Genomic DNA, 20,040 nt, shown 5'->3' with positions numbered 1-20,040 from the left:
AGAGGGAGTAGGGATCATTCGGTGTAAAGACGTTACATGTAACGCCTCTACATCAAATATTTTTACTTTACTTAACATTATGACCTACGACCTCTCGCACGCGATAGATTGGACGACCTTGAGATTCATGGTACGTCCGCATCAAAAGTTCTGCTAGTAGCCCGAAGCAAAACAACTGTACCCCAGTAATGAATAGCAAGACAGACAAAATCAATAAGGGACGATTGCCAATACTTTGACCCAAACCCAATTTTAAGAAAGTCAAATATAGCCCGATTGCCGTACCTAAAACTAGAGACAGCAGCCCGAAGAGACCGAATACGTGCATGGGACGAGTGAGAAACTTCTTCATGAAGGAGATTGTCAGCAGATCCATCAACACGCGAAACGTCCGCCACAACCCGTACTTGCTACGACCAAAACGCCGTGCGTGGTGTCTCACGGGCATTTCGCCAATTCTCGCCCCTTCAATAAAGGCTAAAGCGGGTAAAAAGCGGTGTAATTCTCCGTAGAGATTCATATCAGCTACGAGTTCTGACCGATAGGCTTTGAGAGAACAGCCGTAGTCGTGTAACTTGACACCTGTTGTTATACCAATGAGTTTATTAGCAATTTTAGAAGGGAGTAAGCGAGTTAAAGCTGCATCTTGTCGTTGTTTGCGCCAACCGCTTACCAAATCATAGCCCGCATCTAGTTTGACAAGTAAAGCCGGAATATCCGCCGGATCGTTTTGTAAATCTGCATCCAGAGTGACGATCGCTTTCCCTGTAGCATACTTGAACCCAGCCGCCATTGCTGCTGTTTGTCCGTAGTTGCGTCGTAACAAGACAGCTTTTAAATCGGTGCGTTCTGTTGCTTGTTGCTTGAGGAAGTCCGCCGAACCGTCTTTGGAACCATCATCAACGCAAATGATATCGTATGTTAAACCACTTGCTTTCATGGTAGAAGCGATCGCCTCCAGCAAATGAGGCACGCTCTCTACCTCGTTGTAAACTGGTACGACCACCGAAACGTCTAGTTTATGTGAGGCGATCGCCCCATTGGACTGAGTTAAGCTATCGGAAACGATCATGAGTAGTTAGTAGTGGCTAGTGGCTAGTGGTTAGTTAATTTTGACTTGTGACTTGTCTCCTGTCTCCTTATTTTTGACTTCTGACTTCTAACTTTTGACTTTTGAATTCCGAATTCCTTCGTAACATTTAACGACTCTGCCGTAGGAACGCAGCTGTTGAAAGTACGACCGACTAATTTCGTCTCCCTCTGCCGTTAAGCGATCGATCGCAATGCCATTGCGCCCCATTTTTTGCCCAGAACTATGTATATAAGATCCAGCGCCCAAATATAGCCCTACATGGGTAGCTTTCTTATCCGTCCCGAAGAACACCAAATCTCCAGGTGAAATTTCCGCTTCAGAAATTGTCTCTACAAAAGCTTCCTGTTGATAGGCATCTCTAGGCAACCAAACACCTACCGAAACAAATGCGGCTTGAATCAAGCCGGAACAGTCATAGTTTGGTCCTAATGTTCCACCCCATAAATAGTAATTGGGTTGCTGCATCGCTTTCCTAGTAAAATCAATAACTGTTGGCAAGCGGTGCTTAATTTCTGTAATAGAAAGAGCGATCGCTTGATAGGAAGCCTTTGCTGTAGCAAGCTTTTGGAAGTCGGACGCTGGTAGCCAACCTGGATAATCATCCTCACACAAACACACCCTAATTGCTGAGGCATTGTCAGGCGTAGTCGTCACTTGTAAATGTCTTCCTGCTGCTGCTTGAGTTGCCAAGCGATCGCACTGAGGAGAATCATATATATTTAGAGGACTGAGGCACTGATATTCGATGTTGGTCATTGGTCATTGGTCATTGGTCATTTGTAATATAACTCCCTACTCCCTGCTCTCTGCTCCCTACTCCCTGCTATGGTATTTTTCCGCAAAGACGAACAACTAGAAACTCTGGGCGATCGCGTTTTAGAAACAACTTGGGCAGAATTTCCCACTTTGGCACGTAACCAAATTGCTCTGACGTGGATTGTCTACGATCCTCCAGTCCCCGTCAATACAGGTGGCGCTTTGAGTCCCCAAGCCTTCTGGAATTTTCCAGTGCGGGGGTATAGCTATCGCGGTGTGGAACGAATCTATCCTGCTAGTATCGTCAAACTATTTTATTTGGTGGCGATACAAGAATGGCTAGAAAAAGGTATGGTGGGGTCTTCGCCGGAGATCGAACGCGCCATGCGCGATGCGATCGCTGATTCTAGCAATGATGCAACTAGTTTAATAGTTGACGTTCTCAGCGGTACGACTAGCGGTCCCGAACTCCCAGCCGCACCTTTTGAGACTTGGAAAACTCAACGCAACATCGTCAATCGCTACTATCAGTCTCTCGGTTGGGAGGAGATGGCGACAATTAACGTCAATCAAAAAACTTGGTGCGATGGTCCCTATGGTCGCGAACGGGCATTTGTGGGGGAGTTGATGGACAATCGCAATATGCTGACAACTAATGCCACAGCAAGGTTGTTACACAGTATTGTAGGTGGGGTAGCGGTGTCTAGCGGGCGATCGCAAGCAATGATGAGTTTACTCAAGCGCAGCCTCAAACCTACCGATTTACCGACAGATAACGATGAAGACCAAATTACGGGTTTTTTAGGTGGCGGATTATCCCCAGAAGCACAATTGTGGGCAAAAGCTGGCTGGACGAGTCAAGTCCGTCACGATGCTGCTTATATAGAGATTCCTAATTTGCGACCATACTTATTAGTCGTATTTACCGAAGGTCGCGATCGCAGCAAAAATCGTCATATCTTACCTTTCATCTCGCAACAGATCGCTGCCGCAGTTGCTACTTTGGGGAGTCGGGAGTAGGGGAAAGAGAGCAGGGGGGCAGGGGGGCTGAGGGGCAGGGGAGCATCAACCATCTTCACGCAGTGTAGCGGAGCGCGTCAACCATCAACAAATGACAAATGACAAATGACAAACAAACATTGACAAAACATAAAAAGCTAGAGCTAATAACTAATAGATAGAGAGAATTATGCAAGTTTTCGGCATAAAATCTGCTAGGAGTGAACGCAAATATGCTTTTTTCTCGTCATTTGCCGTTGGTGTTTGGTGTTGCGAGCTTGACCGTACTCGGTTGGAGTTTATCTGCTCAAGCTCAGACGTACGATCGCGATCGCCTACAGTTAAACCAACCTGCACAACCTCCAGAGCGTGTCGTCCCGATGCCAGGAACGTCTGTGACTTCAGCTACGACTCTTACGACTCAATCTGCTGCACTTTCAGAGTTAGAAACGACAAAAATCGATAATTCCCAGATCGCCCAAGTCGATAGCGCTGATGTGGGACGCGCTGTTATCGGTGGTTCTAGCTATGTTGGCATTGCCGCTAATATAGGTTTGGATGGAGACACGGATTTAGGCGACTCTAACTTTGCGGTGATTAGCAAAATTGGACTGCCCGGTAACTTCTCAGTGCGTCCATCTGCCGTCTTTGGGGGAGATACAGTTTTTCTGATTCCCCTAACTTACGATATTTCTTTACCAGGAGTTGATGTCATAGATGCTGCGCTACCCATATCACCTTACATAGGTGGGGGAGTTGCGATCGCTTCTGGCGATGATAGTCAAACCGACTTCTTGCTTACTGGTGGGGTAGATTTTCCCCTGACTAATCAATTTACTGTCACGGCTGGGGTAAACGTTGCCTTTTTTGAGGAAACTTCCATTGGTTTATTACTAGGAGTCGGCTATAACTTCCCTGGCTTCTAAAAATAGTAGAGACGTTACATGTAACGTCTCTACATCTGAATTATTCCGGGCTAATTTTACCAATTGTACCTAGAGTACCGTCGTCTTTGACTGTCCAAACGTCATAGACTCCGACCACATCACCGTTAGCATCGACATCGACGTTACCGCTAGCGCCTTGATAATTGATATCTTGACCTTTGCGTAATAACTCTAAACCTTTGCAAACGTCAGTGACTGCCGTACCTGGAGCATTAGCAACTTCTCGTAGTTTACCAGCAATTGCTTCGCCAGAATTTGCCTTGGCTGCTTGGGCGGCGAGGACGAGCAGTGCTGTGGCATCCCAGGCTTGAGGCACGTATTCTCCAACCGCCTGATTTTTCTTTTGTTTCCACAGTTGGGTTAACGCTGTCAGTGCTTTGCCATCTGCACCTGGCACAGTCCCAATCGCCCCAGTGACGATATATTTGCCGTCATCTTTCTTGCCAACTTTTCCAGGGAAGGTGGCGGACTTCACCCCATCGGTGAGCATCACTTGTACTCCCTGCATTAATCCTTGCTCGTAGGCAGATTTTAGTAAGATGCTACCTGTTTCTTCATACATTACGGCAATCACTGCCTGGGGTTTGCCAGCGAAAGCAGCTGCGGCTTCAGTTTCAAATGTTGTTGCTTTGGGATCGTAGCGAGTCGGTCTACCTTCGTTAACGATAGTTCCACCAAGTTTTTTAAATGTTTGGACAAAAGCTTTTTCAAAACCTACACCGTAGTCGTTATTGATTACTACCGTCGAGACTTTATTAAAACCTCGTTTTTTCGCTAATTGAGCCAGGGCTTCGGCTTGATAGGTATCGGGGGGAGCTGTCCGCGCCCAAAAGCCTTTAAATTCACCTTTTTTAGCTCTATCTGTAAAGACAGGGCTGGTACTACCAGGCGAGATCAGCATCACCTTATTGCGCACGGCAATCGGTACAGCCGCGCTAGAAACGCTACTGGCAAAAGAACCAACCACACCCGCTACGCGATCGACGTTTGCTAGTTTCGTCATCGCTGCCGCACCCTTACGCGGATCGGTTTCGTCATCTTCTGCCACTAAGGATACAGGAGCGCCATTAACACCACCACAGGCATTAACTGTCTCGATGACTAAGGGAACAGCACTTGACATTTGCTGTCCGATGGGACCTAGATCGCCCGTAGCAGGGAGGAGAGAGCCAAGCTTCAGTGCTTGCGTACTAGCTTGTACATTTGTTGCAACCGGAGCTGTTGCCGGAGCAGAATCGGCAGTTGTTGTTTGGGGCGTGCTGCTTGTTGTTGTGGTTTGTTGACAAGCCGCAGCCAAAAAACCGAGCGAGAGAGTAGCGGTAGCTAGGGCAATAGTACCTGATAAGCGTTTCACCAAAACAGGATCGGTCGTTTTCATAGAGTTGTTTATCGTCTGTGCGATTGAAAATTAATGCAGATTATTCTTGCATAACTGGGTAGAAAACTGAATCTAATTACACCTACCCAATGGCGGAGATATTTTCTCCTGCCATAAAGTTCCGCGATCGCCATAATTTCTACCAAATGGTAGAGGAAGGAGGCGATTGGCGATCGCCGCAATTCTTTTTCAGCTATGGGTTTATGAGGTGTAATTCACCCACAGCAGAAATCTGGTAAATTTTTAAAACGGAGAGGGAGGGATTCGAACCCTCGGATGGGTCTTACGAGTCCATCAACAGATTAGCAATCTGCCGCTTTCGACCACTCAGCCACCTCTCCTGGTGACATGGCTTCATGATTATAACAAGCTTTGCACTAAGAAGCAAAACCAATTATTTATGGCTTACCGCAATCCCGTTCCGACAGTTGACATTATCATCGAATTAATTGACCGACCGCAACGACCGATCGTCTTAATCGAGCGCCATAATCCTCCTTACGGTTGGGCGATCCCTGGCGGTTTTATTGATTATGGGGAGTTAGCAGAACTAGCCGCACGTCGAGAAGCTGAAGAAGAAATTGGCTTGCAGGTAGAATTAATCGAACAATTCCACGTTTATTCCGAGCCTAACCGCGATCCGCGCCAGCATACGTTAAGTGTAGTATTCATTGCTACGGCGACAGGCGAACCTAAAGCTGGAGATGATGCTAAGGGTGTTGGCATTTTTGAATCGTGGCAAGTGCCTACGAACTTATGCTTCGATCACGATCGCATCTTGCGCGATTATTGGCGTTACCGTCATTACAAGATTCGTCCCTTGTTAACCAGTGAGTAGGGTTTACTTAACATAGTTGTTGTTCTACTGTAATATTTGGCGAACAAACTTCTACAAGTACAGCCAACCTTACGCCAAACTAGGCTGTCATGCATTTAATTTGCATCATCAGCCCAGACATTTTGACTTTTAACTTTTGACTTTTGACTTATTTATGACTCGCAAAATCATCCGTACCGATGCCGCACCCGCACCCGTGGGACCATATAATCAAGCGATCGCGGCTAGCGGACAAATGATATTTGTCGCTGGGCAAATTCCCCTCGATCCTCAGAGTGGAGAAATTATCGGTACGGAAGATGTCACCGCCCAGACAAAGCAAGTGATGGCAAATTTAGAGGCAATTCTCGCCGCAGCAGGAGCAAAGTTTCAGGATGTGGTAAAGACAACCGTATTCTTAAAAGATATGAATGATTTTGCGGCGATGAATGCGGTTTATGCTCAACATTTTGATGAAGCAAATGCCCCAGCGCGTGCTTGCGTGCAAGTATCGCGGTTGCCGAAAGATGTGTTGGTAGAGATTGAGTGTATTGCGGCGATCGCTGCTTAATTGAATTTCACACGGCGATAAGCCCGTAGAGTATATCAAGGGAAACCGATCGCTTTATTCACACTGTTGCAGTTTTTTCCGTTGAGGCTAGTTCTTGACAGCGTGCTATGGTTTCTTGTTGCGATCGCTCGAAATCAGGCTGAACGATCTCCCACGCCTGTGCGTGTAGTTCCTCTGCTTTGAGTTGGTCTGGATTTCTGGTAATAGCTTTATCTAGATTTAGAACTCAATGTAACCAGAAAATGACATTGGCGCGATCGCTTCAACTTTATCGCTTGGTTTGAGTGGCACGATCGCGTTCAGCTATTGCTTAGCAACGTCAAACCACTCGATTAATTTTCTATATTACTAGAGCCTAGCTTTAATTTTTTCTATCTCAGTTTGAACAATAACTTATATCCAATCGCAGATTTATAGCTATTTAGTTTATTAGTTAGCTTATCATTTATTGGGCGTAGCTACATCAAAAGACAGAGTAATTGTATCAGTGAAAACATTTTATCTCTATCGCTAGCAAGATACATTATTCAGATAAAGTTTTAGTCTGGTTAATAAGTTCAAATTAAATGGAGGGAATTAATATGGCTCTTCACAAACTTGAGGACTTTGATACTAATTATCGAGATTCTTTTGACGGCAACGATATCAAAGATTACGAAGTTTATTCAGACAGAGATAATGAAAAAGTTGGCACTGTCAAGAATATCTTGGTCGATGAAGATGGTCGTTTTCGTTATTTAGTTGTTGACACTGGTTTTTGGATTTTTGGTAAACAGGTATTGCTACCAGTGGGACGTTCTCGCATTGACCAAAACCAGCGACACGTTTATGCGGTCGGCTTTACCAAAGAGCAAGCGGAAAGCTTGCCAGAGTTTAGCGACGATCTGAAAATTGATGACGCATACGAAGAACGGGTGCGGGGAGTTTATCGCGATCGCCCCCTAGAATCATCAGCAGCATTAGGTTCGACAGCTCCAACGGCAAAAACAGTTGATTCCGATCGCAGCACTTACAACTATCAGCAAGAGCCAGATCTGTACGATATGAACCAGCCAGATCGTCAATCGCTCAAGCTGTATGAAGAAAGGCTGATTGCGAATAAAACCCGTCGTAAAGCTGGAGAAGTTTCCGTAGGCAAGCGCGTTGAAACTGAAACAGAAAGAGTTTCAGTTCCAGTAGAAAAAGAACGAGTTGTGGTCGAGCGCGTCACGCCAAATGATGCTGGTAGACCAGCTGCTCCAGGAGAAGCCAACTTCCGCGAAGGTGAAGCCGCACGTATGGAGATCTATGAAGAAACTCCCGACATTCGTAAGGAAGCTGTTTTACGCGAAGAAGTAAGAGTTAGAAAGGAAACCGATCGCGAAATGGTCAACGCCGAAGAAACGGTGCGGCGAGAAGAACTAGATTTGGATGCTTCAGATCGTCCGGTTGTAGATAAGAACGATCCTAACTACCACCGATAGAGCATTTAGGTTTATTGACTCGCTTACAATTTGCTACGCGCTTTGATGTGGGAGGCTGGTGCTACTTATGGTACGCCTCCTTTGCGCCGAGCGATGCATTGGACTATCGCACACTGCTTAATACAATTGAATAGCTAACAGGAAATAGTACGTATAGCTGCCTACTCAAGATTTTTAGTAAAAGTAGCTTCTGTCACCGACGAGCGATGTACCAAAGGCAGAGATTGTTCTAATGCCTCTTCTCGGACAAGGAGACAAGGGATTAGAGGAGTGTCAATCGACTTCTAACTTCTTACCCCAGCCCCGATCGTTGCCATTGGTAAATATATGTTGTGACTTCCATACATAGGTCAAGTTCGTCATAATCTGGTTGCTCCCAATCCGTCAGTGGCTTGCCGATGGGTGGATGGTAAGAACTTTCTCCAGGTGTACCTTGGGGGCTTTAGAACTGTTGCTTTGCTCGTCTGGTGTAAAGCGATTTATTTTGTCCCAAACCATGATGGTTCTCCTTATGCGATCGTGTCATTAACCTAACTTTTGCTCAGGTCTTTCAGGGTACGTTCTCTCTAGCTTTTTACGTAGGCGTTGAGTAATCGAGCGGCGATCGCTCTCTACCCTAGTAATGATACTAGCAATTGTCAATAAAAAATTACGCATTTTCACTTTAAAAACTGAGTGCGTGGATTGTAATCGGCACAGTTGTTTGCTTCTTTTGTCAACACAATGGTTGGGTGTACCGCACACTTTAAAAAAGGATTGTTGAAGAAGAATCGACACTTCCTACAAGGAGACTGAGAAAAGCTGGCAATCTCAATCATCTCTTCAAGATCTTCCTGTGCAGCCATCCATGACTTAGACAGCATAATAAAACAGATAACACAACTCAAAAGCACAATACCTAAAGAGAGATTAGCAACTATAGGTTTGTTCTCAATCTTTTCGGCTTTGACTCGCTCCGACTCTACTCCACTAACAACTATCGACGTGTAGTTAGTCTCCGCTGTTGCTAATTTTTGATGTCGAAATATATCTTCTGAATACATATATCTTTCTCCAGCCCTCAATTGCCGCGATCGTATCGAGCGGCTCAGTTATCTAATACATTTCCGAAGAAGAATTAAGGCTGGCATTTCAAACTAAGTTCAGTCTAACAAATATTCGCCCGTACAACAACTTTTTCTTACTAAAGATAGAATTAGCTGTTAGCTCAAGGATTGAATTGCCTTGTCGATACTATATCGTTCTTCTAGCGTCGTCAATTTCTGTCATTTTCTCATCACATTTCGACTGCAAACTAATAATTAAGGCTGCATTAGTTCAATTGCAACCGAATGGCTGGCGTTAATTTGCACTTGGTTTACAGAGGTAGGTATTTAGTAATTGAAAGTAGTTGAATTTTCATGACTATTTATCTACCATTTTTGTTCTTTGTCAAAGTTAATAATTTAATTTCGATGGGCATAAAACCTCATCCTGAAACTGAAAGTTATCTGGAACGAGTGCAAGCTTTAGAGACGCAGGTTGTAGCTACAACTGGTATGACATATTTTTGCTATTACCTTTTTGGCACTGGCTGCGAACGATCCCCGTATCGATTCGCTTATATCATGTCGGTTTATTGAATTTGGAACTCGTATAAGCAGAAGCTCAACGAGATTTTGTTATCGATTTTGCCGCTGAATTAATAGAAATGGTAGGAATTTAAGTTATCGACCAGCTACAAGTATCAATTATGCAGGGAGATATTACCGATTGGCTGTTTCATCCAGAAAATTGTTAACCTTACGTACAGGTGAATGGGAAAAATGAAGTCAAGGCGATCGCCACTCGATGAGTTAATGTCAGCGTTTATGACGTTCTGCCTCAAATTCAAACCGATCTTGAAGATTTAGTCCATCACAGTATTAATAGTACTTTAGATCGATTACCTATTTAGGGAACCACGGCTGTTGCAGGTTGACCCAATTGTGACAAATTTGATTGGGTTCATTTCCTAATTTGTAGATGGAATATGACTCGAAGATGACACTGTTGCTGCTGTTTATCATTTGCCATTTGTTAGGAGTAGATATTGGTCTCTAGTCACTGATAACTGTCATTTTCTCATCACATTTTTGGTCGAGGTTAAAGATAGTCAATAATGCGAACTCAAATGCGATCGCATTATTTATTTGTTGCCATTCCTACCACGAAGATTTATGCTGTACTTTCTACTCACTTGGGTAGCTGCTGCGCTCTCTCTACTGATTACAGCCTATGTCGTTCCTGGATTTGAAGTTAATAATTTCCCCCATTTGGAAATTGACATCACAACCAGAAGGCTGATGGCTCCTACTGTTCCGGCTTGCGGCGGAAGGGTAGGGCTATCGCTAGCCAATCTGACTTTCCAACGCGAGTTACGGTTCAACTGTTAACTAACCCGTAGTTGCGCGATGTTAGAAAGCTTTATCTGGATTTTGCTATTTGGCTTTTTTGGCGGTCAAATTGCTCGTCGCTTGAAAATTCCGGCACTTGTAGGCATGGTGCTGGTGGGGATTTTCTTAGGTCCACAGGTGGCAAATGCGATTAGCCCTAGCGTTCTGGAGGCAGCTGGCACTCTGCGAACGATCGCTGTGATGGCGATTTTGATGAAGGCAGGGCTAGGGCTGGATCGGGAAAAGCTAGCCCGACAGGGATCTGTAGCACTGCGATTGGGATTTTTACCAGCGGCGTGTGAGGCAATAGCTGTTGCTTTGGCTGCAATGACAATTTTTCAGTTTGACTTTCTCACTGGATTAATGCTGGGTTGCATCATTGGGGCAGAGTCTCCGGCTGTCATCGTGCCAGGAATGTTGCGATTGAAAAGCCTTGGTTGGGGCGTAAACAAAGGAATTCCCGATGCGATTTTGACGGGTAGCGCTTTGTCAGATGTTTTGCTGCTATTAGTGTTTAGCCTATTATTGACATTCCTTTCCCAAGGGAGTGCAGCAGGTGTAAAGTTACCTGGAGGTTTAACTTTAAGCGCGTTGCAGTTACTTCCATTGCAAATTATTTTCCAAATTGTGCTGGGAGTTTTACTGGGGCTGCTGACGGCGCGGCTTTTGGTATCTCTGCTAACAAAGCAAAACTGGACGCAGAATGCGGTACAAGATACGTTAGTAGCGGCAAGTTTGGCTCTGTTGCTCGTGGTAGCGGCAGAGAAATTGCCAATTTTCTCTGGCTACTTGGCTGTGATGGCAATCGGATTTTTTGCGATCGCATTCGATCTGCCTTTAGCGCGACGATTGCGGAGTGGGTTTGATAGTTTATGGGTGGTAGCGGAAATTATCTTGTTTGTCTTGCTAGGGGCAAGCATTCAATTGCAAGTGTTAGGAAAAATTTTACTTCCAGGGCTACTGATTTTGATAATTGGAACCCTAATCGGACGGGCGATTGGATGGTACTTGTCTACGTTGGGTAGCAACTGGAACTGGCGGGAGCGATTATTTCTCTTACCTGGTAATTCTGCTAAGGCAACCGTTCAGGCAGCAATCGGCGCACTACCGTTAGCATATGGGATCGAAGGAGGAGAAACAATTCTGGCGATCGCGGCGCTGTCAATTCTGGTCACTGCGCCTCTAGGAGCTTGGGCAATTCCGACATTTGCGCCGAAACTGTTAGAGCGTGGTGAGGTTGACCCGACAAAGGTAGCAGTGACTCGCCGCATCATTATCTTAGCAGCCGTGGATACCTCCCCCTTAGCCGCTCAAGTGCTGACAAAAGCCGCAGAACTTGCCCGTCGGAGCGATAATGAAGCGATCGTGTTGCACGTCATCCGCAGGCAAGATTCTCAAAAAGTGGCATTGCTCAAAGAAAAAGCCCAACGTCTTTTAGCAGATATCCGCCATCAATTCATCACCCTAGAAGGCTCGGTTCCAGAAACGATTGTTCGAGTGGCGCGAGAATATGGAGTGGCTGAGATTGTCATCGGTAAACGGGGACATCGAGCTTGGGATGAAGTTTTAGTCGGTTCGGTTTCCCAAGCAGTACTAGAATCGAGTCCGATTCCGGTAATTGTAGTTGAAGATAACCAAATCGTTGTTTAATTCGCCGTAATCCTGAAATATGCTCAAAAATCCTGTACTCCGCACTTCTATTGCGCTCGCTCTTGGTACGATCGCGCTTTGCGCTTAGCCGCTATTACCTCGGTGCGTGGTTCGTACAACTGTTTGGCACTGCAATTCCCTACGGTACGCTCTTCATCAACGTCAGTGGGTATTTCCTGATGGGATTCTTTAGCTACGCTGTCATGGCAATACCGAACAAAGGTTTTAGTTTCATATTCGTTCTCCTCAAATCTTTTACTTGTATATTCCTATACTCAACATCGATCCGTTTACCACGACCTTTAGACAGAAATCGAAACTTAGATTCTTATATATCTCTATCTTTAGAAAGAGAGTTTTAAAACTCGTTCTAAAGAATTGATCTTAGATGTTACTGTGGTCGAATCTGAGCGAGAAGTAAACATAAATTCTCCTCGCGTTTCTAAAGACATATATCTAGTGTTAGAGATTTTTTCTGGCAAAGACAAGTCAAAACTTAAAAATAAGATTAGAGCTTCACACTCCTCATTTCATGGCTCATCAAATATTCTTAAAACTGAAATCTTTATCTTTCGTTGTCATTTTCTCATCATTTTTGTTCGTGATGCTAAAGATAGCTAAACAAAAAGTCAGGTAATTGTCAAACCAGTTGCCATAGTTAATGGCACTGTTAGCTACTTCTAGAAACATTTGAGGGAACGCTCGTGAACACCAAACCTATTCAGCAGATTTCTACTATCATCGCGATCGCCACCGTAGCTGTGGCAGGCGGACTGTCAGCTCAAGCTCAGACCCCTAGTAACAACGCAGAAGACACGAAAGTTTCAACTTCAGCGGCTGCACTGAGAAATGAACCTACAAATTCTGTAGTAGCTCAAGTTGACCCTACTTATCCTACGACTCAACCCACAACTCCTACTACTGAGCCGACGTATCCCAGCACTCAACCAACTACCCCAACTACAGAACCACCTGCAACTACACCAACTCAGACTACGCCCACTCAACCCACTCCAGGTGCAATTGAACCAGGTAGAGCTACCCGTGGCGGTTCTAGCTATGTTGGAGTTGGCGGTAACATCGGTCTGGGCGGTGGCGACACGGCTTTGGGTATCGGTAACTTCACAGTTATCAGTAAAATCGGATTCACGGAAGCTGTCTCTGCCCGTCCTGCTGTCGTATTTGGGGACAATACTACCTTTCTGATTCCAATTACTTATGACTTTACCGTGCAACCCACAGGAGCAGCGACAGAAGCAATCTCTAGTTTCGCACCTTACGTAGGAGGAGGTTTAGCGATCGCCACAGGAGACAACAGCGATGTAGGACCAATGGTAACTGCTGGTACTGACGTACCTATAGGCGATCGACTGACGGCAAATGCTGGCGTAAACGTTGGCTTCTTTGACAGTACTAGTGTAGGACTGACTATCGGTGTTGGTTATAACTTTGAAGGATTGTAAGAACTGTCGAGTTGTCATATTTGCATCATTTTTGTTTTCAAAGCTAGAAACAGGATATTCAAAGCAAACAACTATGAAGCAAGGAGCATTCTTCAGTTTAGCCTTAACTGCAATTCTGGGCGCGATCGCGTTACGTCTCCTGCACAGGTACGTCCACCTGTACCCCCTGGCAAACCGTAAAGTTCTTCTGTTGTAGTAAATCGATTGCGCTAGGAGGAAAATCAACTATGCAGCAACGACAGATGCTACGGCTACTCGCCATCAGTATCAGTATTGGTAGCTTAGTATTTGTCGGATGCAAGCAACAGCGTCGATTTGGTACAGAACCCCAAGCAGAGTTCAATCCTGGCGTTCGAGTTCTACAACGGCAACTGGATGTCCCTTACGTACCAACACCTCAGCCTGTTGTAGATGCAATGCTGAAACTGGCAAATGTCGGTAAGAATGACGTGATTTACGACCTTGGTAGCGGAGATGGACGAATTCCCATAACTGCTGCTCAAAGATACGGAGCCAGGGGAATTGGTATAGAGATTGACCCTCAACTCGTTCAAGAGGCAAATCGGAATGCAAAAACAGCAGGAGTCAGCGATCGCGTCCAGTTTAGCCAGCAAGACTTGTTTCAAACTGACATGAGCGAAGCAACAGTCGTGACGCTTTATTTATTGACAGAGAACAATCTCAAACTGCGTCCCAAGCTGTTGCAAGAACTTAAGCCAGGAACTCGCATTGTTTCTCATAACTATGGCATGGGTGAGTGGAAACCCGAAAGAGTCGAGCAGATAGACGGCAGAACGATTTACTTGTGGACTGTACCAGAAAAAATTCCAGAGAATTTGCGCTCTGAATTTAACATTTGGAAAAATTTAATTTCAAAAACAGAGGATAGATCGGATGAAGGTTCAAAATCATACTCACACGATGAAAAAATTAGCAGGACTCGCGGCAGGTTTGATGATTCTCCCAGTCATCGCTGCTTGCGAACCACAACAAACAGCACAGACCCCTCCGACCGCGACTGAGCCATCCCCAGGTGCTACAACATCCCCAATTGAGCCAACACCAGGCACGACACCAGGAACTACAACCCCTCCTGCTGGGCAAGCAGAGGCAGATGATAATCATGTAGTTGATGTAGTGCAAGCAAATCCTTCACTAAAAACCCTTGCTTCCGTCATTGATGAAACAGATGCTAACGAAGTCTTAGAACTTCAGGGTCCATATACGGTGTTCGCACCCTCGGATGCTGCCTTCAATGCCCTTCCCGCAGAAACTCGACAACGCCTGCTACAACCAGAAAATCGCCAACAGCTTGCCCAGATTCTTTTTTACCATGTCGTCCCTGGTCAAGTGAGTGCCAATCAACTGCAATCGGGAGACGTGAAAACGGTAGAAGGTGCAAATGTCAACGTTCAAGCTGACCAAATTGCTAACTCTGTGAAAGTCAATGATGCTACCGTAACCCAAGCAGATATTCCGGCTAGCAATGGTGTGGTTCACATTGTCGATCGCGTTATCTTACCGCCCAACTTTAATATCTAGTTCGGCTGAGAGACGCAAAATTTTGCGTCTCTACCGGAAGATAACATATTGTTTCTGGGAATTGTACGAGCCGAGCCGCTACTTGGCAAGGGTCGATCGACATTATAAAATCCCATTCTGAATGCTGGAACCGATTGAGCTGCGAAATGTTCTCAATCGGGAGTAATCCTTATAATGGCAGGGTGTAACATACTTCTACGCGATCGATGCAGAGTTGTTGGTAAAGGTAGAAGCAACATCACAATCAGCTCTAAGTATCTAAATATGTAAATAGTATGTTACATTGATTGTGCGAGGTGAAAAGTAGGAGAGATAGCTCTGTGTGCCTCTAATCACCAAGGTACGTGCGATATCTATCCGATTAAAGAGTCGATTTTCTATCTGAGTATCCCATATCTGGAGAGCAATGTTGTAATGCTTTCCAAGGTGTCTTTACTGTTGCGATCGCTACGTCAATTCCGTTAACTGCCTTTGCTTTTGGCAAGTCGTTAACACTAGGAGTCGATTGATTTCAGATTTAGATTTCTAGCTCTTAATGCAACATCGGCTGACAGTTTTCACCCTAAATTGGGTACGGGAGGCAGCGATGGATCGAACTATCGAATTAACTTTAGAGCAGGAATTTATCTTCAGAAGTTTCGCCGACCGAGTAAGGCAAATGTCTCGCGAACAAGCTCAAGAGTTATCGATCTTGCAGTACAAGCACATGATAATTCAGAACATGATATACAAAGGAATTCTGAAAAAGGATTGGCAAATAGAGCTAGATTTTGGTTTGCTGAAAACCAAGAAACAGTAATGACTTTACATCACCGAGCAAATCGCTAACAAAAATTGGAGTATTAACTATGTCTGCTAACACAAATCTTACTTCTTCTTCGCTTAAAGATCGCAATGCTTGGCTTTGGGGATTTACACCCCAATCTGAAATTTGGAACGGTCGTTTAGCAATGATTGGTTTTTTGTCTGTCATCTTAATTGAAGTATTTTCTGGTCAAGGCTTTCTTCACTTCTGGAATCTTCTATAAGTTAGCAGTTACCCTGTAATGATGCTGATCGCGATCGCGCCTTTGCCGTTGGCTAGGTCAGCTTCACTGACAAATAAGTTGTCATGAACCTTTCGAGCTTAACAAATTAATACACAGTTAAATTTAACTAATTCTTGGAGCTATTTCTAATCTCAAGACATCACTACAAAATAAAATTCGAGACAATCTGCATTGGTGGCTCGGCAGCAATGTTCTATATGAACATCAACAGATAGAGCTGATATCCTCATATACATTCTTGGACTGACTTAAAGGACTACCAAGATCGGGATATCAAGCCGAAGGGATTCATACTTCGTTTTTCGCGTCATATTCGCTCGGAAAAAGCCGCATAAGGAATTCACACTCAATTGGAGGCAGGGAACTCAAGCTGTCTGAACCCCAAAGGTTAATCCAGTGTATTACTAGAGACAATCGCAACTCAACTTTTAGATACAGAAGCGATCGAGGGTGAGAAACTACACGACTTGCTGAGTCAGGTTCAAGCTGTCATCCTAATGTGGTTAGTACTTCAGGGCAGCCATACCGCGTTTTGAAGCCCGCAACTCCTTACTAGAGATTTTTCGCTCCTTGGTGTAAACCGAATTTAGTAAGATATTCAGATTTCAAAATAGGAAATAAAATACACTGAATAGAAAGAAGCGATCGCCCTATTAGGTTTAAGTCGACAAAAAGTATAGACCTAATATTTACATTGAATCGCGATGGTTTGAATAAATTCGCTCTCATTTCTTTAAAGGAATCCATTCATGAGTATTGTCAAGAAGTTGATTGTTAACGCAGACGCAGAAACTCGCTATCCTACCCCTGGCGAATTGGAGCAGATTAAGATCTTAGCCCAGAGTGGCGATCGCCGCCTGCGCCTTGCTCAAGCGCTGACAGCTAATCGAGAAGGCATTATCAAACAAGCTGGAAGTCAACTGTTCCAAAGGCGACCGGACATCGTTTCTCCTGGGGGAAATGCTTACGGTCGGGAAATGACTGCAACCTGCTTGCGGGACATGGATTACTATCTACGTTTGATTACATACGCTATTGTGGCTGGTGATGCTACGCCAATTGAAGAAATTGGGGTGATTGGTGTCCGCCAAATGTACAGATCTCTGGGGACTCCTATCGAAGCTGTCGTCGAGAGCGTCCGAGCCATGAAGAATGTCACCAGCACGATGATGTCTGGAGAAGACGCTGGCGAAGTTGGTGCTTATTTCGACTACTTAATCGGTGCTATGCAGTAGAGCAAGGGCTATCGATTTAAGTATTTTAGGTCTATGTAACATAACTCCAATCGAATTCTGCCGAGCAATTTAAGCTTTGGTTGGTCTGGTCGGATAAAATTGGTTAAATGACCCAGAGTAGAACCTAATACTAAAGTGGAGTTTTATATGTCACCCGAAGCTACCCCAACCCAATCTGCCGTCCTAGTTACTATTATCGGTGAAACAGTACTCAAAGATAGCATTGTCCAATTACTGAAAAGCCACAATGTTAGTGGCTACACTATTATTCAAGTGCAGGGTGAGGGTGGTCACGGCAGACGCTTGGGAGACATGGCAGGCTACAACACTAATATTGAAATCAAGACAATTGTGTCGCCAGAAGTCTCAGATACTATTTTCTTGGCACTTAAAGAGCATCATGGCAAGCACGCTTTAATTGCCTTCCGACAAAAGGTAGAAGCTTTGTATTAATGATTAAACGCGAGTTTGAGGAAGTTAAAAAGCTACTGAAAAAGCTGCTCAAGAATTAGTTCTTTAAGCGCGATCGAGCATTTTATGCTAAGATTAAACCAACGAGAATTATTTTCGGCTACGTGACTAAGCATTAGACACTCTGCCATAGACATCTTCCCGAATCTAAAGCTCTACACCTAATAGGTTTGGGGGTATTGCATGTCAATTTATATAGAAAATCTATCTTCTGAGGTTGAAGAAGACGACCTCAAGCGGATATTTTTAGAGTATGGAATTGTGAAACAGGTTCATATACCTACAAATCATAAAACTGGCAAGAACAGAGGATTTGCTGTAGTAGAAATGGAAACATGTGCCGAAGAAATATCGGCAGTTCAGATGCTGAGAGGCATTGAATGGATGGGTCGTATCCTCACAGTGAATAGAGCTAGGATTGAGTTAAAGGACGTTTCGTTGAGCCGCTTGTAGAAAAGATTTCCAGCGGGAAGCAATTGCTTTTTGGTTTCTCTAGCTGCTGAATCTACAAGAACGCAGCAGTGCAGTAAAAAATGGGACATGCGTACTGTTGCAAGTAGGTTTCTACTACCGCGAGATTCAAACGATCTTTATTTTAATTTCTACTAATTGTCTCATCTGACTTTGCCCGCTTTGTTGCTCCAGAATTGCGATCGCAGTCACTTCCGAAAAAAGACATAGTTAAAGGCTCAATCGAGAGATTTTAAACTTGAAGTGCAGATAAGAGCTATGGATTCAGCTGTAGATTGCTGCGATCCCAGATAAAAATTAAATCGAATATTAACAAAACATAGGTTAGAAAAATGCAAGTTTTATTAAATAAGTCTCTTCAATCACTGACTCCTTATACAACTGAAAACAGCCGAGAGAATCTAGCCGTGTATGCTGGGCAATCTAGATTGAGGAAGTCTACATGCCCTTGTTGTTCATACATTTTGCTCCGTCATATAGATTTGGCAGGAATTTACTGGCGTTGTAGTCACTGTTACCAAAAAATGCCAGTTTATCAACCACTGTATAGCGATCGCAATGACCAACCAGTTCAAGCTCTGAGACCTGCTGTAGTTGTCGCCACGCTCAACAGCTTAAAGTTGTGAAGATAGTTTGTATTCAATTTAACCTTCCAATAATTTGTAGTTCTCTACTTTAGCAGTACAGCTACTTCAAACTCTAGGCGGACACGAACGATAAAACACTTGGCTAGGATATAAAGTATAAGTAATAAGTAAGGTTTTCATGACGAATATGGTTGAAACTGACCGTGGGAACGGTCAGCCGCTCGTATTGGATTGGACGAGCATAACGTTTTTTGCGGCAGTTCATGCTATAGCTTTGTTAGCACCCTGGTTTTTCTCCTGGTCGGCATTGGGGGTAGCAGTCTTCCTCCACTGGTTATTTGGCAGCATTGGAATCTGCTTGGGGTATCATCGATTGCTGACTCATCGTAGTTTGCAAGTACCGAAGGGTTTAGAATATGCGATCGCCCTGATCGGTTCGCTAGCATTGCAAGGTGGTCCACTTTTTTGGGTTGCAGGGCATCGCAGACATCACACGTATACCGAAGACATTGACAAAGATCCCTACTCTGCAAAACGGGGTTTCTGGTGGAGCCATATGGGTTGGCTACTGTACAAACGTCCAGAATTTTTTGAGTATGAATCCAACCGGAAATTTGCACCGGATTTAGCAAAAGATGGGTTCTACCGTTGGCTCGATCGCTACTATCTGCTGCTGCAAATCCCACTCGGAGTTGGACTATACCTGCTTGGGGGTTGGTCATTCGTTATCTATGGACTATTCCTAAGAACAGTGATACTTTGGCACAGTACTTGGCTGATCAACTCTGCAAGTCATATCACTGGCTACCGCAGCCATGACTCCGATGATAATTCTCGTAACCTGTGGTGGGCAGCAATTCTCACCTACGGGGAAGGCTGGCACAACAACCATCATGCCTATCCCAACGTGGCAAAAGCGGGTTGGAAGTGGTGGGAAATCGATCTAACCTGGTGGACAATTCTGCTCCTGAAGCAAATGGGGTTAGCTCGAAAAATTGTCCTACCACCAACAGCCTCATAACGCGCACTCGAATCTTAGCTTGTTGAAGAAGCTAATGCTATTTTTCAAGCCTTACGTTGTTCTATGTGAGGGATGCGAACCTTTCAAAATCCCACTATTATTTGAGATATATA

General features: G+C 44.5%; 24 protein-coding genes, 1 tRNA gene and 1 pseudogene. 18 read left to right on the top strand and 8 right to left on the bottom strand.

The window, feature by feature from the left end; translation table 11 throughout:
- Positions 1–67: 67 nt before the first annotated feature.
- Together H6G17_RS13130 and H6G17_RS13125 are read right to left on the bottom strand one after the other, a co-directional pair.
- Positions 68–1,072, bottom strand: coding sequence for a glycosyltransferase family 2 protein (locus H6G17_RS13130; protein ID WP_192157757.1), 1,005 nt, complete (start codon positions 1,070–1,072; stop codon positions 68–70).
- Between the two features lie 87 nt (positions 1,073–1,159).
- Positions 1,160–1,849, bottom strand: a complete 690-nt coding sequence (locus H6G17_RS13125) for a C40 family peptidase (RefSeq protein WP_192157755.1) — start codon at positions 1,847–1,849, stop codon at positions 1,160–1,162.
- A gap of 69 nt (positions 1,850–1,918) precedes the next feature.
- Between H6G17_RS13125 and H6G17_RS13120 the strand changes: the two genes are divergently transcribed.
- Both H6G17_RS13120 and H6G17_RS13115 read left to right on the top strand, forming a co-directional pair.
- A complete protein-coding gene (locus H6G17_RS13120; protein WP_192157753.1) occupies positions 1,919–2,869 on the top strand; it encodes a serine hydrolase in 951 nt (316 codons plus the stop codon).
- A 212-nt stretch (positions 2,870–3,081) separates the two neighbouring features.
- On the top strand, positions 3,082–3,774 hold the full coding sequence (locus tag H6G17_RS13115; RefSeq protein WP_192157751.1) for a hypothetical protein: 693 nt from the start codon (positions 3,082–3,084) through the stop codon (positions 3,772–3,774).
- A gap of 40 nt (positions 3,775–3,814) precedes the next feature.
- Here the strand turns inward: H6G17_RS13115 and H6G17_RS13110 are convergent, their stop codons facing one another.
- A complete protein-coding gene (locus H6G17_RS13110) occupies positions 3,815–5,173 on the bottom strand; it encodes an ABC transporter substrate-binding protein (protein WP_199316694.1) in 1,359 nt (452 codons plus the stop codon).
- 89 nt (positions 5,174–5,262) lie between these two features.
- On the opposite strand from H6G17_RS13110, the gene H6G17_RS13105 reads away from it, so the two are divergent.
- Positions 5,263–5,412 (top strand): hypothetical protein, encoded by a 150-nt coding sequence (locus H6G17_RS13105; protein ID WP_192157749.1) that lies wholly within the window; start codon positions 5,263–5,265, stop codon positions 5,410–5,412.
- Positions 5,413–5,422: 10 nt separating this feature from the next.
- Here the strand turns inward: H6G17_RS13105 and H6G17_RS13100 are convergent.
- Positions 5,423–5,514: transfer RNA gene (locus H6G17_RS13100), tRNA-Ser, on the bottom strand.
- A gap of 59 nt (positions 5,515–5,573) precedes the next feature.
- Here H6G17_RS13100 and H6G17_RS13095 point away from each other — a divergent pair.
- Both H6G17_RS13095 and H6G17_RS13090 read left to right on the top strand, forming a co-directional pair.
- Complete coding sequence (locus H6G17_RS13095; protein WP_192157747.1) at positions 5,574–6,011, top strand: NUDIX hydrolase; 438 nt, start codon at positions 5,574–5,576, stop codon at positions 6,009–6,011.
- 154 nt (positions 6,012–6,165) lie between these two features.
- Entirely contained in the window at positions 6,166–6,561 is a 396-nt protein-coding gene (locus H6G17_RS13090; RefSeq protein WP_192157745.1) for a RidA family protein, read from the top strand.
- A 58-nt stretch (positions 6,562–6,619) separates the two neighbouring features.
- Here the strand turns inward: H6G17_RS13090 and H6G17_RS33450 are convergent, their stop codons facing one another.
- Complete coding sequence (locus tag H6G17_RS33450) at positions 6,620–6,766, bottom strand: hypothetical protein (protein WP_347276429.1); 147 nt, start codon at positions 6,764–6,766, stop codon at positions 6,620–6,622.
- A 376-nt stretch (positions 6,767–7,142) separates the two neighbouring features.
- On the opposite strand from H6G17_RS33450, the gene H6G17_RS13080 reads away from it, so the two are divergent.
- Positions 7,143–8,024 (top strand): DUF2382 domain-containing protein, encoded by an 882-nt coding sequence (locus tag H6G17_RS13080; RefSeq protein WP_192157743.1) that lies wholly within the window; start codon positions 7,143–7,145, stop codon positions 8,022–8,024.
- A 525-nt stretch (positions 8,025–8,549) separates the two neighbouring features.
- Here the strand turns inward: H6G17_RS13080 and H6G17_RS34095 are convergent.
- Together H6G17_RS34095 and H6G17_RS13070 are read right to left on the bottom strand one after the other, a co-directional pair.
- Positions 8,550–8,681: a hypothetical protein gene (locus H6G17_RS34095; protein WP_277875996.1), complete on the bottom strand. Its 132-nt coding sequence runs from the start codon at positions 8,679–8,681 to the stop codon at positions 8,550–8,552.
- A 2-nt stretch (positions 8,682–8,683) separates the two neighbouring features.
- Entirely contained in the window at positions 8,684–9,067 is a 384-nt protein-coding gene (locus H6G17_RS13070; protein ID WP_192157741.1) for a hypothetical protein, read from the bottom strand.
- A gap of 1,155 nt (positions 9,068–10,222) precedes the next feature.
- Here H6G17_RS13070 and H6G17_RS13065 point away from each other — a divergent pair.
- From H6G17_RS13065 to H6G17_RS13045, 6 genes and pseudogenes are all read left to right on the top strand, one after another.
- Entirely contained in the window at positions 10,223–10,438 is a 216-nt protein-coding gene (locus tag H6G17_RS13065) for a phage holin family protein (RefSeq protein ID WP_192157739.1), read from the top strand.
- Positions 10,439–10,456: 18 nt separating this feature from the next.
- Positions 10,457–12,088, top strand: a complete 1,632-nt coding sequence (locus H6G17_RS13060; protein WP_192157737.1) for a cation:proton antiporter — start codon at positions 10,457–10,459, stop codon at positions 12,086–12,088.
- 704 nt (positions 12,089–12,792) lie between these two features.
- Positions 12,793–13,551: a hypothetical protein gene (locus tag H6G17_RS13055; protein ID WP_192157735.1), complete on the top strand. Its 759-nt coding sequence runs from the start codon at positions 12,793–12,795 to the stop codon at positions 13,549–13,551.
- Positions 13,552–13,624: 73 nt separating this feature from the next.
- Positions 13,625–13,747 (top strand): hypothetical protein, encoded by a 123-nt coding sequence (locus H6G17_RS34090; RefSeq protein ID WP_277875995.1) that lies wholly within the window; start codon positions 13,625–13,627, stop codon positions 13,745–13,747.
- Between the two features lie 31 nt (positions 13,748–13,778).
- Positions 13,779–14,393, top strand: a pseudogene (locus tag H6G17_RS13050) (methyltransferase domain-containing protein); the annotation flags it as partial.
- Positions 14,394–14,445: 52 nt separating this feature from the next.
- Positions 14,446–15,093: a fasciclin domain-containing protein gene (locus H6G17_RS13045; RefSeq protein ID WP_192157733.1), complete on the top strand. Its 648-nt coding sequence runs from the start codon at positions 14,446–14,448 to the stop codon at positions 15,091–15,093.
- Positions 15,094–15,454: 361 nt separating this feature from the next.
- Here the strand turns inward: H6G17_RS13045 and H6G17_RS34085 are convergent, their stop codons facing one another.
- A complete protein-coding gene (locus H6G17_RS34085; protein WP_277875994.1) occupies positions 15,455–15,577 on the bottom strand; it encodes a hypothetical protein in 123 nt (40 codons plus the stop codon).
- A gap of 102 nt (positions 15,578–15,679) precedes the next feature.
- On the opposite strand from H6G17_RS34085, the gene H6G17_RS13040 reads away from it, so the two are divergent.
- The 6 genes from H6G17_RS13040 (at position 15,680) to H6G17_RS13015 (ending at position 19,927) form a co-directional block, all read left to right on the top strand.
- Positions 15,680–15,892, top strand: a complete 213-nt coding sequence (locus tag H6G17_RS13040; protein WP_192157731.1) for an NblA/ycf18 family protein — start codon at positions 15,680–15,682, stop codon at positions 15,890–15,892.
- Positions 15,893–15,941: 49 nt separating this feature from the next.
- Positions 15,942–16,121 (top strand): chlorophyll a/b-binding protein, encoded by a 180-nt coding sequence (locus H6G17_RS13035; protein WP_192157729.1) that lies wholly within the window; start codon positions 15,942–15,944, stop codon positions 16,119–16,121.
- Positions 16,122–16,891: 770 nt separating this feature from the next.
- Positions 16,892–17,377, top strand: coding sequence for an allophycocyanin subunit alpha apoprotein (locus H6G17_RS13030; protein WP_015154539.1), 486 nt, complete (start codon positions 16,892–16,894; stop codon positions 17,375–17,377).
- Positions 17,378–17,524: 147 nt separating this feature from the next.
- Positions 17,525–17,830, top strand: a complete 306-nt coding sequence (locus H6G17_RS13025; protein WP_015154538.1) for a hypothetical protein — start codon at positions 17,525–17,527, stop codon at positions 17,828–17,830.
- 201 nt (positions 17,831–18,031) lie between these two features.
- Positions 18,032–18,301, top strand: coding sequence for an RNA-binding protein (locus tag H6G17_RS13020; RefSeq protein ID WP_192157727.1), 270 nt, complete (start codon positions 18,032–18,034; stop codon positions 18,299–18,301).
- 783 nt (positions 18,302–19,084) lie between these two features.
- Positions 19,085–19,927, top strand: coding sequence for a fatty acid desaturase (locus tag H6G17_RS13015; protein WP_192157725.1), 843 nt, complete (start codon positions 19,085–19,087; stop codon positions 19,925–19,927).
- The last annotated feature ends 113 nt before the right edge of the window (positions 19,928–20,040 follow it).

Origin of the sequence: Chroococcidiopsis sp. [FACHB-1243] (assembly GCF_014696895.1) — a bacterium.
Lineage (GTDB): Bacteria > Cyanobacteriota > Cyanobacteriia > Cyanobacteriales > Chroococcidiopsidaceae > Chroococcidiopsis.
The sequence above is the reverse complement of the archived record's forward strand: the minus strand, read 5'-3'. Positions and strand labels throughout refer to the sequence as shown.